Origin of the sequence: Thiomonas sp. X19 (genome assembly GCF_900089495.1) — a bacterium.
Taxonomy (GTDB): Bacteria; Pseudomonadota; Gammaproteobacteria; order Burkholderiales; family Burkholderiaceae_C; genus Thiomonas_A.
This window is the reverse complement of record NZ_LT605203.1, coordinates 2632388-2646929: the sequence shown is the minus strand read 5'-3', so window position 1 is coordinate 2646929 and position 14542 is coordinate 2632388. Positions and strand designations below refer to the sequence as shown.

The window sequence follows — 14542 nt, the reverse complement described above, 5'->3', positions numbered from 1 at the left end:
ACTTCATTTGGCGCAAGATCGTTGCTTCAGGTGACGAGCGACCAACCCGCAACACCTTGCATGACGACGCACCCATTCAACAAGGAGATCCACCATGTCCCGACTCATTCCAAGCCTCGTGCTCGCAGCAGCCTGCCTAGGAGCCTGTCGGGCTTGAGCCTCGTAGAGGCACCGCGCCGGCCGCGTGTCGGCTTTCGCGGCGGCCGCGAGGCGGATTCGGCCGCCGCGAGGCACCTGATCGACTTGCGAAGCTCCTTGGGCTCGTTGCAGGGCTATGTTTTGACGGTTGTTGTGGCTCTGGGCCTTCCCTTTACGCCGCCCGCAGTACGTGCAGCCGCTTGATATTCCAAGACATCGTCACCAGCGACCATTCGCCGCGCGCCTTGTCCAGTCCGCGCATGCTCATCTGGCTCCAGCCCATCACGCGCTTGATGATCCCGAACACCGGCTCCACCGTCTGCTTACGCAGTCCATACAGTGCCCGCCCTTTTTTTGTCGCCAACCGGTGGGCCATCTTGAGCACCGGATCGTCGGTTTCGGGGGCCGGCGCATCCGCAGCGAAGCGCTGGAGCACCGCAATATGGTGCGATTCGCGCTTCATCGACAGCATGGGCTCGATTCCCTGCGCCGCGCAGGCGTTGACGTTGGCCGCGCTGAAGTAGCCCGTGTCGCCCAATAGCGCATTGACCTGCCCGAGCACCTCTGGAAGTGCCTGAACCCTATCCAGTATCGGAGCAATTTCGCGCTTGTCATTGGGCGCCTGCGAGACGTGCTGCGCCACCACCAGCATCGTCTGGGTATCGACCGCGGCCTGGGCGTTGTAGCTTTGCTCGAAGCCCCCGCGCGAGGTGGGCATGATGCGCGACTCTTCGTCGGTGAGGTTGACTTGGTCACCGGCCTTGGGCTCGCTCGACGGGGGCTGTGGGTCCGCCCCACGCGGCTTCTTGCCTGCCTCACGCTGGGCATCGCGCTTGGCGCACTTGGCCTCGTACTCCTGCTGCTCAACGGCGTGCCGCTCGCGCGCACGCTGCTCGATCTTGGTCTTGGCTTGCGCTATGCCGGCCAGGCGCTTCTCGCGTCGTGCGATCTCTGCCGGCACGTCCAGTCCGTCATTGACGGGGCGACTGTCGCTGTCTTCGGCCAGCTTCAGCAGCAACTGCACTTCTTCGCGCAGCTGGGCCTCGATTCTGTTGGCGTGCTCCCAGGACAGCGCCTTGTGCTTGCTCGCATTGGCCGCGATCTTGGTCCCGTCCAGGGCGATGTTGCCCAGCTTCAGGCACTTCATCTCGCGCGCCAGCACCAGCACTTGCACGAACAGCGCCTCGATCTGCGGCAGGAAGCGCCGCCGGAAGGTGGCGATGCTGTCGTGGTCGGGCTGGGTGTTGGCGGCAATGAAGCGAAACGCCACCGAGTCGTGGCAGGCGCGCTCGATCTTGCGGCTGGAGTGCACCCCGGTGGCGTAGCCGTAGACCAACAAGCCCAGCAGCATCGCTGGGTGGTAGGCATGGCTGCCGCGTCCCGCGTATTGCCGAACCAACTCACTCAGGTCCAACTGGTCGATGATTTCGACGACAAAGCGCGCCAGGTGGTTCTGCGGCAACCATTCGTTGACCGACGGCGGCAGCAGGTAAGCAGTGTCTCGATCTACGGCAATGAAGCGGCTCATGCGATGACGGTCTGATTAGTCCCTTACCAGTTCAAAGTTCTGCAAACTGGCACTGAATGATGATGAGTGAATCAAGCATTTGCCATGGCGGGAACGATGACGAATGTGGTGAGGCGTTCGAATGCTGCGGTGGCCAATCGGCCAGCACGAGTGAGGTAGTAGCGGTACGTGTTTGCTGCGCGCTTGAGCAATCCGAGTACGCGCAAACGGCGAAGTTGTCGCGACAGCTTGCTGCCCGACATGTCGGGCAGCAGGTGAGCGAGATCGCATCTGGCCAGACCATGAATGTTGAACTCTGGTCGCTGCACCGCGCGAAGCAGCGCTTGGTCGTGGGAATCGAAGAAGTTCAGGCCCTTGAAGGAGCGGTCGCCGTCGGGCTTGGGATGGGTGACGCGCTCGAGGGCGCGTTGACCGCCGCTATGGTCGTTCAGGCTGGAGAGGAACTCGAGGTAGCGCTGGTTGCAGCCGAGCAGGATTTCGCGCAGGTCGATGAGGCTGTAGATGGACTTCTTCAGCGGCGCGACCTCGCGCGTGGCACGACCGCTTCGGTGTTCCACCTTGCGGTGGTGCTTGAAGAACGAGACGTCGTTGGTGGTGGTCTCGATGCGCAGAATGCGGGCGAACTTGTCGTAGATCTTGATCGGGCAGGAATCGAACCTGTGTTTGATGCAGGTGCCCTCGATGCGCGTGCTCAGCCGCGAGCCGATCTCGGCGGCCAACTGCGGGGTCACCTTCTTGCCCAGGAAGGTGGCGACTTGCTCGGCCTTGACCGACAGCACCGCCTCGCGCGAGAGCTGCTCGTACAGGGGCCTGAGGAGTTGCTCGGTCTTGAACACCAGATCGGTCGAATACTCGGCCTGCATGATGCTCCAGTGATAGGCCTGCCCGAATACATCGTGGGCCGGGCAGCACAACTGGGCATAGCGGTCCAGGTGACGGTGCAGCAACTCGGGCTTGAGCGTGTCGGCAAGCGCCTGCGCGCGCGCGAAGTCGTCGATGCGCACGAAGGCGTTGTCGGCGCTCGCGAAGCCGATGTCCTCGCGCATGAGCCGTCTGGCCAGCCAACTGTGACCGTTGCAGTACACCTGCAGCCGAAACGGGCAGTAGGTGGGCACGCGCACGTAGATCAGACCGAGCTCGCGGTCCATCCAGTAGAAGTAGTAGTGCAGGCACTTGGTGGTGTCGGGGCGCAAGAAGGTGCGCCCGCTGGCCTTGTCGTGCCAGGGCTGGTAGGTCGCGCAGGCCTCCATGGCCGAGATCACATGCACCAGCCCCGGCGCATCGCCGCGCGTGGCCAGCACCTTGGCCACCACGTCTTCCTTGCGGATGTGGGCCTTGGCGATGTGTTCGATCGTCGCGGCGTGCTCGGCGGCCAGCGCCTGCGCGTTGGCGCGGATACGCTCACGCAGCGGCAGCGCGAACTGCGGATAGTCGAAGATGCGGATGCCGCGCGAGTACAGAAAGCTCGTCATGCCGTCGGCAAAGCAGGCTCCGGGCAGCGTGCCGGTGATGACGATGCGGTCGTAGCACGACAGCACGCCCGTCAGATTCTGCGCGTACCGCGTCGTCAGAAGATCCATGGCGGCCTCCGCTTCAATGTGCTTCGCCAGAGCGCGAGGCTACTCCCCTGTTTGGTTCCGGCTCTGCCGGCTTAGGGATCAGGTTTTCATCGATGGCCATGACTCCGGTAATGTGCATGGCTGTCGGGAACGTGTCGTTGGGCGACTGCCCCATATTGACGTGGTCATTGGGATGCACCGGGTCCTTGGAGCCGATGCTTCCGCCCAAAATCTGCGTTGCGCGGTTGGACAAGACCTCGTTGACGTTCATGTTCGACTGCGTGCCGGATCCCGTCTGCCAGACGTAGAGCGGAAACTCGGTGTCGAGTAGTCCGGCGATGGCCTCGTCTGCGGCTTGAACGATGGCATTGGCGCGGCGTGCCTCGAGTCGCCCCGCTGCCAGGTTCATCAGCGCCGCGGCCTTCTTGACATAGCCGTAGGCGTGGTAGACGCGCTTGGGCATGCGGTCGTCGCCGATGGAAAAGTGCACTAGTACATCAACACGAAAATTTCGGAACGTAATGTCGACTGAGCTTCCGATCCGCATCCTGACGAGTGAACTTCCACTCGATGGTTTGCTGCGCGACGTTGCGAGCCTTCTGCCACGCGTCAACCTCGCACTGCAGACGGTGTTGACTTTCAACGCGTCGGTCCAGACACTGACGACTGAGGACACCGATCTCGATCTCCGCCATGTTCAGCCAGCTCGCGTGCTTGGGCGTGTCGTGGAACTGCACCCGGCGCAAGAGCTTGGTTGCTGCGCGTTTGCCCAACACGTCGTCGAAGCACTTTCTGAAGTGGATGTTCAGGTTGTCCAGAACCAGATGAACGCGCCGAGCCTTGGCATACGTATGGGTCAACAAGTTGCTGACGAAGGCCACGAAGTCGGCCTTGCCTCGGCGCTCTGTGACCGAGACGGTCCGTTTCCCGGCTTTGGGCTCGACGGCCACGAACAGATTGGTTGTGCCGTGGCGCACGTACTCGTAATCCACCTTTTCGGGGCTGCGCGATTGCATGGGCAGCGGCGCATGCCTGTGACCGATGAGTTGCAAGCTCTTCTCGTCGATGCAGATGACCGGCTCTGCCTGCGACATCGGCCGCGCATACAGCTCAAGCAAGGCGTACATGCGACTGCGGTACTCCTCAGTCAACTCACCAATGCACCACATCAGCTTGCGCCAGGGCTTGAGATCGTTTTTTTGAGCATGCGCCGCACGGTTTCTCGGCTCACGTTGGCCAGGCCAGGTTCCTGGCGTGCGGCCCGCTCGAGTTCCACCATCGTCCAGCGCTGCCGACCCGCGGGAGGCGCCGAACAAGCCAGCGCCGTCACCCGCGCTTCGTCGTCTGTGTCGTACTGGCGTGGCCGCCCTGAGCGTGCAACGTCGAAGACCGCCAACGCCACGCCGCCTTGTAGATACGCTGCGCGTGTACGCCACACAGCCGTGCGTCCCATTCCCAGCACCGCCAGGATCTGGGCCTCTGGCACGCCCCTGTCCAGCGAGGACAGAACATGCGCTCGATTGACCTCCCGCGCTTGATGCAGCCCTTTGCTGCGAATCGCGTCTACGAGCGATCGATCCTCGTCGGTCAAATGCAATTCCGTCTGTCGCATGACAACACCTCCAAGCATCAAGTCGCGATGTCGAGAGTGTATTCATGTTTCGTTATTTGCGTGTCATAGCACTAGGCTGCGCTGTGTTTGCGCGCCCCAGTACCGATTCGCTGGCACATCGATCTGGCCCATCGAGTCCGATTCGGTGCGCATACCCGTGGCGGCAATACCGATGGGCGGCGCCGCGCCCTGCTGTGTGTTGCTCTCGCTCATGCTTGTCTCTCCGGCTTATTCGGCAAGGGCCCCCGATGGCCACTTCAAACTGCCCCACCTATGGCCACCCAAACTCCTTATATGGATGCCTCCCGGCGGTCAAGCGCAATCGGCGTTGCGATGTGAAGCTGTCGGCTGCTGCCTTATATCCGGCCTCGATCGGCGGGTCACCTGGTTGCCCAGTGTGGCTCGCCGGCCCCGATGCAATTCGCGGACAAGCGCCTCATCTCCACGACGGACTGTTGAAGTCCTGGCAGTTTGTCAGGCTTGGCTTGTCCCGGTCCGACCGGTTTCGCATCACATTGCTTCTTGCTGCCTCATCGCCTTCAACAACAAGTTCTTCCTCTCGACAGGTTGATCGACGAGCAGTCGGTCAGGCCGATTGCGGTCTCACGCCCTGGTAGCCCCTCTGATCCTCCTGCTGCCTGGCCGTAACGGCCCAGATCGTTCGCGCCGTCTTGGCCGCCTGCGCCACGACAACGACGTTAGCTGGCCGCCGTGCACGCAGAGCCTCAAGCCAGGGCCCCGGTTCTTTGGCGCGTGTAAGCACCGCTCTCGCTCCATGCACCAGCAACGTTCGCAGGTAGCTGTCGCCGCGCTTGGAAATCCCCTGCAGACGCACCTTGCCGCCGGAGCCCCACTGCCGCGGCACCAGCCCCAACCAAGCGCAGAACTCGCGCGCTGACCTGAAGGCGCTGGCCTGGCCCATTGTGGCGATTGCTGCCGTGGCTGTCAGCAGGCCCACGCCCGGGATCTCGGCAATGCGCCGCATGTCCAGGTCGTCACGCAGTTGCAGGCTCAGCCGCTGCTCGATTGCGGCAATGTCCTCGCTCAGCGCCTTGATGCGCGCCACCTGCTCGCGCAGACTGTCGGCCACCATCTGCGGCAGCTTGTTCCTCAGTGCATCCAACGCCGACTCGACCTCGCCCAGCAACGCCTTCTTGCCTTTGGCGAAGACTGCGCCGAACTCATAGAGCAACCCGCGCAGCGCGTTGAGCTGCATGGTGCGCATCTTCACCAGCAGCTCACGCTGGCGGTGCAGCGTCAACGTGGCCTGCTGCGCCAGCGACTTCATGCCCACGAATTTCGTGCCCGGCTGCTGTACGGCCAGCCAGATTGCCCGCGCATCGGTGGCATCGGTCTTGTTGCCCGAGACGAACGGCCGCACGGCCTGCGCGTGCAGCAGGCGCACCTCGTGGCCAAGCACGCGCAGCTCGCGTGCCCAGTGATGCGCGCCGCCGCACGCTTCGATGCCGATCAGGCACGGGCGATGGTTGGCGAAGTGTTCCAGCACCTTGCCGCGCTTGATCTGGACGTTGCTCAGTTCTCCTGTGGCCATATGTCCACCGTATGCAACTGAAACACCCGCTTGGCGATGTCCAGGCCCACGACCCGCAGCCCATTCATCGTGCCGATGATTTGCCCCGCGCCGACTCCAGTCCTACGATTCATTTCGGGCCTCCGATGGTGTTGGTGAAGACCTGTGGTCTATCACGTTCTGGGCACATCGATGCCGTATCCACTCGGGGCCCACCCGCCGATGCAGCGGGCGATCCCCGACGCTGATCCGGTCAACTCCGTGCCCCTGCCTCGATCCCCGTGGGGAGGGAGGCATCCATCACATCTCCACGGCTTCTGGCGAAAACACAACGCGGTAGGTCTTCACGCCTTGGCAAACTCAGCCGCCAAGCGGGCGCGCACCTGGACAGCGGTGACGGCACGTGAAGGGTCGGCCTTCAATGCATCGTAGGCTGGGCCAACCTGGTCATGCAACCACTTCTCGACCGCGCGATCCTGGGCCATCAAGGCACGCAGCCATCGCGGATGACCTCGCTCTCGGTCGCGTATTCCCCAGCGATGACCTTGGCCTTCACAGCGTTGGCCATGTCGTTCGGCAGGGTGATGCTAAATTGCTGCGTCGTTCGCATGGTGTGAACTCCAATCATGACAGTAGGATTAAATCCTACTCGCCCAGATGGCGTGTGTCCAACGCCGCGTCAAGTGTGTCGGCGCGTCAGCGCCAGCAGCAACGGCCCCAGCAGTCCACAGGCCACGGCCACGATCTGCAAAGCCGTGGACACCCCGGCATGGCTGGTCAGAAGGGAGGTGGGCGAAAAGGTGGTGAGATCAGGCCGCAGCGCGGAGTGGAATACGGCCGGGCTCAGGCCGCCGCCGGCAGCCCGGCAGCCTGGCTGCACAAACGCTGGCACAGCTCGGCAATCTGGCCTGCCGCTGGCGCCCAGGCTGTCGGGCAGCTTACGGGGGCGATGCGGCGCCGGCCTTGACCCGGATCAAGGGGAGGGCTTGCCCGGCTCTGGAGCCCTGCGCCGCACAGTGCGCTGGCCCACACGTCGCAGCAGCCGCATCCTGGCCTGCGCCCAGGCCTGCAGTTCATCGGCCGTGCCGATGCGCAGCACGGTCTCGCGCGGCGTTGCGGCATCGAGGCGCTGCAGCTTCAGCTCGATCAGACCTTCCGGGGTGTAGCACAAGCACAGATCGTCATCCTGGCACCCCAGGATGCCCACCAGGGCCGTGCGCACCGCGGTGAGTTCCGCCTGCGAGCGCAGAGGCGCAAGCGACGCTGCGCGACGGGTCATGGCCGACGCCGCCAACACGCCAGCGTCCGTTCGATGTCATTCATCCCATCAAGTAGATCGCGCGTCTGCGGATCGCGCAAGGGCTGGGCGGGTCCACCTCCGCTTGTGCCCATCGCTGCAGCACACAGCGGTGATGCTGAGTCCGCCGGATCGTCAGCCCCACACCAAACCCCGGCTCCAGCCGCCAGGTCAGCCTGCGCCCTGCCAGCGCTCCGGGCACCAGCAAGTCCAGCCCCTGCAAGCGACGCACGCTGGCCAGGACGCGCCAACGCGCGCCCATCCAGCAAGCCCTGCAGCCGCTGCTGCGACCTTCTTGAGCACATGGGCAGCACCGAACAGCAGGGGATGTGCCTCGTCGATCTCCTGCGGCTCCTCCTGTGCACATCCATTGGTGGAATTGGCCAGGACAAGCGACACCTCCGCCTCTAAAGATCAAGCACAGGGCCCGCAGACCACGACCAGAGCCCGCTCCTGCCGTCCGATGCACAGGTGTTCCATCAGCACATGCGGTTTGCCGCAATGTGCACAACGGTTGCTGCTGCGGGCGGGAACGGCCTCGATAGCCTGGACGGTGATGGCGGGTTGATCGGGCAGGTGGAAGCCTGGGTTCTACCCCTGAGCGGGTTTGCGGACGCTGCGTTTGTAAACCACACGCGGCGCGCCCGTTGCTGGGTTGGCTGGCGCTGCGCCGGCGGGGGGCCGCAGCAAAACCTCGAGGGTTTGAGCATCGAGGGGTTGCGTGATGTTCGGCCCTACACGGTAGCGCAGAGCCGCCGCCCCGACACGCTGCAGTCGGCCCTGGAGTTCCAGGGCATGACACAGGGCCAGGAGCGCATCCTCCTGGGCGTCCATCCCCTCCTGCTCCAGCATGTCCCGCAACCGTCCCATCGTCGGCGGCGTGGCAGCCGCCCGCACAAACGCGCAAACCCGCTGCGCTAGCAACTGCAGCCGCTCCGGACTCATGCCATCTCCTTCTCGGCCACGGGCTGCAGCCTCTTGGCCAGGAGGGTGGTCAGATTGGGGGGCAGCATGTCCGAGACACAAAGAAAGGGCCGAGAACGCACGATTCAGGGACGAAGGAAAGCCATTGTGCCGTGTCTCTTGAGCATAGACGTCAGCGTCCGCTCGACCTGCGGCCGGCGCACGCTGGTTGAGGGGTAAGCCAAAACGGCAGAGCGCATCAGAACGGTCCAGAAGTCGCGAACAAACACAGTCTTAGACACAATACTGTTCAGATACGAAGCACCGGCACGGGCTGATGCCTCTGGTGGAGCAACTCACCGCGATGGCGGACGTTGAAGTTGCTCATCTTGCGCTTGACACCGCGTGGGTTGAAGCGCCCCCGACTGCTGACGCAGCGGCCCTGCGCGATCGCGTCGAGCAGCGCATGGCGCCACGCCGCCAGGCGCTCAGGGGGGAACGGCTGCGGCTTGCGGCATCTTGCGCTTGATCACGCGCACGGCGTGGGTGAAGCTCAAGCGATCCGGGTCGAGGCCTCGGGGCCAGGCGGCTTGCGCCATGAGCTGGCGCACGGCGAAGTGCGCCAGCAGCAAGCCCCACAGCTCCTGCTGCACCAACTCCGGCGTCTTGCTGCGCAGCACCGTGCTGTGGCCACGCAGATGCGTCTTGAACTCGTCGAAGACGCCCTCGATCTCCCAGCGCTCGTGGTCCAGCGCCGCCAACTCCAAGGCCGGGGCCGCCTGCGGATCGAGGAGGTTGGTCACCAGCCGGTAGCGGTCTTGCCCGGGCGTGGCCAGGCCCTGCAGCGCGTAGTCGATCACCCGCACCGTTTGCCCCGGGCACCGCGCGCGGTCCGCGCTGTCAAAGACCGTGCTGAGATAGGAGCCATCGGGCAACGCTTGCTGCACCGGCAGCCCCAGGCTGGACTTGACCCGCCACGCCAACTTGGCGCCGCTGGCGCAGGCGCTCTGCCAGAGCTTGAAGCCGTAGAAGTTGCGGTCAGCCAGCACCAGCATGTCCGCGGTGAGCTGGGCGGGCAGCAGCTCGGCGGCCAGGCTCTGTTCGCTGCGGCTGTAGGGGGCCAGGCGGGCTGCCACCACCGCATGCGTGCCGCATTCCACCAGACCCAGCACCCGGGCCTGCGGGAACGCGGTCTCGCCACGCGCGGCGCCGGGGTAGCCAAAGAACGTGGCGTTGGCCGCCTCATCCGCCACGTCCAGGCAACTGCCATCCAGCGCCATGACGCGAAACCCCCGATACCAGGCCCCCGGCGCTCCCTGCGCGGCCAGCGGCCGCAGCACCCGTTCGGCCAGTCGACGCATCACCTCGGGGCCCAATCGGGTGCGCGCCTGCGAGATCGCCGATTTGCTGGCCTGCACCGCGCCCGCTTCGCCGCCGCCCAACCACTGCAGGCCTTCGCACACCACGCGCAGCACTTCCTCCAGGGGCGCCTCCCGCCACAGCGCCAGCGCCATCACGTAGTACACGACCGCTGGCGCCGGCAGCCGGCGCTCGCGCTGGCTGGCCTTGCCGGTGTCCGCCAACACCTCCTCGATCAGGGCGCGCGGGCACACGCCGGCCAACACCCCCGCGCTGATCAGATGGGCCACGTCAACCTGCGCCGCCAGCGCCTTGCGAGTTCTCGCCATCGTGTCCGTCCATCGAAGCCTCGATGGAGCCAGATTGTGCACGAGAAACGTCTATCTGAACAGTATTGGTCTTAGACATCATCGCCGCAGGCAGGGCGGGGTCGACCTCCTGCCGATTTGTAGGTTGCACGATTGCGTGCCGAGCTACACGCTGTGAGCGAGTCATCAGCAACTGTTGAGGAGGCCGACTCCAGTCCGTGGTCAAGGCCTTGTGCGCCCTGCGGGGGGCGACGTGGTCAGCACCGTCGGGCTGGTGGCGGAGATCGGCGACATGGCCCGCTTTGATCATCCGCGCAAGCTCATGAGCTACCTCGAATTGGCCCCTCGGAACGCTCCTGTGGCGAGCGCGTGAACCGCGGGTCAATCCCCAAGACGGGCAACACGCATGCGCACCGACTGCTGACGGAGGCGCCCTGGTGCTATCGCACCAAGCTGCAGTTTGGGTAATAGGGTGATATCGAGAAAATCCCATGATCCGCTTTTCATTGATGGTGTTTTCCAAGATGCAGGTTAATACCCAAGAAAATCCAACCCCCATTCCTAGCCGAAAACATATTGCGATCCTCTTTGAAACCGCAATTGCATAATGGTTAATCCTATTTCTAGTTAACTACAAAAGTTACACAAAACCACAAAATACTTTTTGAGGCTGAACGAGTTGTCATAATCAATCCCTACGGTACATGGTTTTACTCAGTCCTGTTCTGGAGTCCGACCATGTCGCTTGACACTCTTACCCGCCTTGCCCAAACCTCGGGCGGCATTCTCTACATCATGGCCGTGTTGCTGCTCGTGGCGCTGGCGGTAACGTTTGAGCGCTTGTGGGTTCTCGGCCGCATGCAGGTGCAATGCAAGTCTTGGGTGCATGAGCTGAAGGGCCACGCGCATGTGGACGCCAAGCTGCTGAAGGCCAAGATTGAGCTTGAGCCTGACGCCCCAGCCGCGCAAGTCGCTGCCGTGGCCTTGCGTCACGACATGCAAGACTCGCTGGACCATTTTTCCAGCCGCCTGGAAGAGGCCGTGATGGACCAGGCGCCGCGCATCGACCGCGGACTGTGGGTGCTCGACACCATCGTCACCCTGGCCCCGCTGCTGGGCCTGCTGGGCACCATCATCGGCATGTTCAACACCTTTCAGGCGCTATCCAACCCTGGTGCAGCAACCCAGGCTGTGACCGGCGGAGTTGGCGATGCTCTCATCGCTACCGCTTCCGGCTTGTTGATTGCGGTGCTGGGTCTAGGAGGCTGTCGGACTTGAACCCGAGCGAATCCGATTGATCAGTGCGACGCGTTTTTTTTGACAGCGGCGCGCTGATCGAACGCTCTCGATGGTTGGCGAGACACTGTGAGGGCACATGGGGCGGCCTGGGGACTCGGTTTTGGCGTGGTCGGGGCGCACTATTGCCCTCACGCGGCTCGCAGGACGTGCATGCGCTTGATGTTCCAAGCCATGGTCACCAAGCTCCATTCGCCTTGTGCCTTGGCCAGCCCGCGCATGCTCATCTGGCGCCAACCCATCACTTGCTTGATGATGCCGAACACCGGCTCCACTGTCTGCTTGCGCAGGCCGTACAGGGCTCGGCCTGCTTGCGTGCCCAGGCGGTGTGCCATCTGCACGAGCGGATCCGTCGTCTGGGGCTCGGGCACATCGGGTGCAAAGCGCCCCATCACCGGCGTGTGATGCGACTCCCGCTTGAGCGCCAGCAGCGGCTCGATACCCGCGTCGTTGCACGCGATCACGTTGGCTTGGCTGAAGAAGCCGTTGTCCGTGATGAGCGTGTGCACCTCGCCCAGCACCGCGGGTAACGCTTGGATCTGCTGCAGCGTAGGCACAACTTCGCGCTTGTCGTTGGATGCCTGGCTCACATGCTGGGTGATCACCATCATCGTCGCGATGTCCACGCCGGCTTGTGCGTTGTAGCTTTGCTCGAAGCCCCCACCCGACACGGGCATGATGCGCGACTCTTCATCCGTGAGGTTGACCTGATCGCTGCTCCGGGNGTTCGTCAGTTTTGACGGAGAGTGGGTCGGCATGGGCAACAACCCGAACCAGCAATTTGTCTTGGCGACCCCAGGAGCGCCCCGCACATTCTTCGCCAGCCTGTCGGCCGACTTTTGATTGATGCGGTTCATCCTGGACTCCTATCCACACTCAGGAAAACCAAACGGGGTGAAAGTTCGAAGAATCGTCACGAACTTTCGCTACCGTTGCTGATTTTCCCGACCCCATTTCCGGAATCAAACCATGTCATTCGACACGCTCACCCACATCGCCCAGACTTCGGGCGGCATTCTCTACATCATGCTGGTCTTGCTGTTCGTGGCTCTGGCGGTGACCGTGGAGCGTTTCTGGACCCTCTCGCGCATGCTGGACTCGGCCAAGACCTGGGTGCGTGAACTGAAGGGCCACGCGCATGTGGACGCCAAATCACTCAAAGGCCTGGTCGAGGCGAACGCCGATACACCGGCGGCGCAGGTGGTGGCCGTGGCGCTGCATCACGATATGAGCGACGCCATCGAGCACTTTTCCAGCCGCCTGGAAGAGGCCGTGATGGACCAGGCGCCGCGCATCGACCACGGGCTGTGGGTGCTCGACACCATCGTCACCCTGGCGCCGCTGCTGGGCCTGCTGGGCACCATCATCGGCATGTTCAACACCTTCTCGGCGCTGGCCAATCCGGGGGCGGCTTCGCAGGCCGTCACCGGCGGCGTGGGCGAGGCGCTGGTGGCCACGGCCGCCGGGCTGTTCATCGCCGTGCTCGGCCTGGTGGCGTTCAACGCGCTGAACCAGCGCGTGCGCCTGCTGATGCACCAGCTCGAACGCATCAAGCTGATGCTGGCCAACCGCATGGTGCCGCACTACCGCGAAGGCGGCGTGCGCGGCCCCGCGCGGCATCCGGTCGTCACCCCGGTCAGCCCCAACCGCGTCGCGCCTGCCGGCGCCCTGGGCCAGGCGCTGCAACAAAAAATTGCCTGACCTCGGCACGGTGCCATTCCAGGCCTCGGATCAACGCGCCAGTTCGCTCCTCACACCCTTTCCATCACACCCTTTCTACAAGCAAGCGCGCATTCTCCGTCCGCTTCCGCCGCGGCGCCCTCGCGCTGCGGCACTTTTCCTTGAGTTGCCATGAAGTATTTCGAAGTCAAGAAAGCCCGCATCGAGATCATTCCGATGATCGACATCATGTTTTTCCTGCTGGTGTTCTTCATCATGGTGACGCTGCACATGATTCCCGACGCCGGCATCGCCTCGCGCCTGCCCACCAGCGCCACCGCCCAGGCCATGCCCAAGCCGCAGATCACCCTGGCGGTGGACAAGGCGGGCGTGATCCATTTCGACCAGAGGGCACTCACCCCGGCGCAGCTCACCGCCATGCTCAAGAGCCGGCCGCAGCCGGGTGCACTGCAGGTGACCCTGGCCGGAGACAAGGACACCTCGCTGCAGCAGCTCATGGCGGTGATGGACGCCTGCCGCCAGGCGGGAGTGACGAAGATCGGCCTGGCGACGCGGCAGGGCGGAGGCAGCGGCTCATGAGCGCCGTGCTGCAGCACGCCCCGCAGCATTGGCGTGAGCCGCATGACGGGCAGCGCTGGCCGCTGGCGGCGGGCGCTGCGCTGCTGCTGGAGGTTGTCATCGTCGGTGCTCTGCTCTGGCTGGCCGACCATGCATCGGCGCCACCACCGCCTGCGCCGATGCAAATCGTGCTCGACGCCCCGAAGCCGGCGCCCCAAACGGTCGCTCCGCCAACGCCCAGGCCGCCCGTGCCCAAGCCGCTGCCGAAGCCCACCCCCAAACCCGTCGTCAAGCCGCGGCCCAGGCCGGTCCTCCACAAGGTCGCCCCCAAACCCGCGCAGCCGCCGCCACCGCCGCCGGTGGCGACGCCGAAGCTGGAGGCCCCGCCCGCACCGGTGCCCGACACCAAGCCGGCCATGCCGGTGGCGGCGCCCACACCGCCTGCTCCGCCGCAACCGCCGGCACCCCCGGCACCCGACGCCGCCTCGATCAAGGCCGGCTTCGAGGCCGCGTTGCGCAGCGCCATCCAGGCGGCGGTGCGCTATCCGCAAGCCGCGCGCCTGATGCGCCTTACCGGGCAAACCCTCGTCGATTTCACGTTCACGCGGGGTCGCGCTACCGTCATCACGATTTCTCGAAGCAGTGGAAATAGCGGCCTCGATCAAGCCGCAATTCTCGCCGTCAAAAATGCGCAATACCCGCCCACGCCTCGCGCGCTGGGCAATGCCGTGATGCATTTTCAAATATGGGTAAGGTTCAAATTTTCTAATTAA

At 64.0% G+C, this 14542-nt stretch carries 15 protein-coding genes and 3 pseudogenes; 5 read left to right on the top strand and 13 right to left on the bottom strand.

All coding sequences use genetic code 11. From position 1 onward, the window contains the following. Window positions 1-310: 310 nt before the first annotated feature. The 12 genes and pseudogenes from THIX_RS12695 to THIX_RS12635 form a co-directional block, all read right to left on the bottom strand. Entirely contained in the window at window positions 311-1666 is a 1356-nt protein-coding gene (locus tag THIX_RS12695) for an IS1182 family transposase (RefSeq protein WP_112486497.1), read from the bottom strand. Between the two features lie 71 nt (window positions 1667-1737). Beyond that, the gene (locus tag THIX_RS12690) at window positions 1738-3246 is read right to left on the bottom strand and encodes a MarR family transcriptional regulator (protein WP_112486496.1); all 1509 of its coding nucleotides are present in this window, start codon (window positions 3244-3246) and stop codon (window positions 1738-1740) included. A gap of 13 nt (window positions 3247-3259) precedes the next feature. Further along, the gene (locus THIX_RS12685; protein WP_199195291.1) at window positions 3260-3772 is read right to left on the bottom strand and encodes a lyase family protein; all 513 of its coding nucleotides are present in this window, start codon (window positions 3770-3772) and stop codon (window positions 3260-3262) included. Continuing rightward, window positions 3723-4394 carry an IS630 family transposase gene (locus THIX_RS24270; RefSeq protein ID WP_112486155.1) on the bottom strand — a complete coding sequence of 224 codons (672 nt, stop codon included), beginning with the start codon at window positions 4392-4394 and terminating at the stop codon, window positions 3723-3725. The genes THIX_RS12685 and THIX_RS24270 overlap by 50 nt, the downstream gene beginning before the upstream one ends. Further along, window positions 4394-4837 carry a helix-turn-helix domain-containing protein gene (locus THIX_RS12675; protein WP_112486154.1) on the bottom strand — a complete coding sequence of 148 codons (444 nt, stop codon included), beginning with the start codon at window positions 4835-4837 and terminating at the stop codon, window positions 4394-4396. The genes THIX_RS24270 and THIX_RS12675 overlap by 1 nt, the downstream gene beginning before the upstream one ends. A gap of 63 nt (window positions 4838-4900) precedes the next feature. Next, entirely contained in the window at window positions 4901-5050 is a 150-nt protein-coding gene (locus THIX_RS12670; protein ID WP_199195402.1) for a hypothetical protein, read from the bottom strand. Between the two features lie 373 nt (window positions 5051-5423). After that, window positions 5424-6457 (bottom strand): annotated as a pseudogene (locus tag THIX_RS12665) (IS110 family transposase). 255 nt (window positions 6458-6712) lie between these two features. Further along, window positions 6713-6978, bottom strand: a pseudogene (locus THIX_RS12660) (type II toxin-antitoxin system ParD family antitoxin). A gap of 69 nt (window positions 6979-7047) precedes the next feature. Then, complete coding sequence (locus THIX_RS12655; protein ID WP_146748544.1) at window positions 7048-7248, bottom strand: hypothetical protein; 201 nt, start codon at window positions 7246-7248, stop codon at window positions 7048-7050. Window positions 7249-7341: 93 nt separating this feature from the next. Further along, window positions 7342-7647 carry a hypothetical protein gene (locus tag THIX_RS12650; protein ID WP_146748543.1) on the bottom strand — a complete coding sequence of 102 codons (306 nt, stop codon included), beginning with the start codon at window positions 7645-7647 and terminating at the stop codon, window positions 7342-7344. Window positions 7648-8256: 609 nt separating this feature from the next. Then, on the bottom strand, window positions 8257-8610 hold the full coding sequence (locus THIX_RS23040) for a hypothetical protein (protein WP_146748542.1): 354 nt from the start codon (window positions 8608-8610) through the stop codon (window positions 8257-8259). 446 nt (window positions 8611-9056) lie between these two features. Next, window positions 9057-10256, bottom strand: coding sequence for an IS4 family transposase (locus tag THIX_RS12635; protein WP_112486491.1), 1200 nt, complete (start codon window positions 10254-10256; stop codon window positions 9057-9059). A gap of 271 nt (window positions 10257-10527) precedes the next feature. Here THIX_RS12635 and THIX_RS24265 point away from each other — a divergent pair, with 271 nt between their 5' ends. Next, complete coding sequence (locus THIX_RS24265) at window positions 10528-10608, top strand: hypothetical protein (RefSeq protein ID WP_371413002.1); 81 nt, start codon at window positions 10528-10530, stop codon at window positions 10606-10608. Between the two features lie 365 nt (window positions 10609-10973). Then, entirely contained in the window at window positions 10974-11513 is a 540-nt protein-coding gene (locus tag THIX_RS12625) for a MotA/TolQ/ExbB proton channel family protein (RefSeq protein ID WP_112486490.1), read from the top strand. A 149-nt stretch (window positions 11514-11662) separates the two neighbouring features. Here the strand turns inward: THIX_RS12625 and THIX_RS12620 are convergent. Continuing rightward, a pseudogene (locus THIX_RS12620) lies at window positions 11663-12253 on the bottom strand (IS1182-like element ISThsp16 family transposase); the annotation flags it as partial. A gap of 247 nt (window positions 12254-12500) precedes the next feature. On the opposite strand from THIX_RS12620, the gene THIX_RS12615 reads away from it, so the two are divergent. The 3 genes from THIX_RS12615 to THIX_RS12605 all read left to right on the top strand — a co-directional run bounded on the left by THIX_RS12615 (window position 12501) and on the right by THIX_RS12605 (window position 14542). After that, window positions 12501-13232: a MotA/TolQ/ExbB proton channel family protein gene (locus THIX_RS12615; RefSeq protein WP_112485048.1), complete on the top strand. Its 732-nt coding sequence runs from the start codon at window positions 12501-12503 to the stop codon at window positions 13230-13232. A gap of 150 nt (window positions 13233-13382) precedes the next feature. Continuing rightward, window positions 13383-13790 carry a biopolymer transporter ExbD gene (locus tag THIX_RS12610; protein ID WP_112485045.1) on the top strand — a complete coding sequence of 136 codons (408 nt, stop codon included), beginning with the start codon at window positions 13383-13385 and terminating at the stop codon, window positions 13788-13790. After that, complete coding sequence (locus tag THIX_RS12605; protein WP_112486489.1) at window positions 13787-14542, top strand: energy transducer TonB; 756 nt, start codon at window positions 13787-13789, stop codon at window positions 14540-14542. Before THIX_RS12610 ends, THIX_RS12605 begins: the two co-directional genes overlap by 4 nt.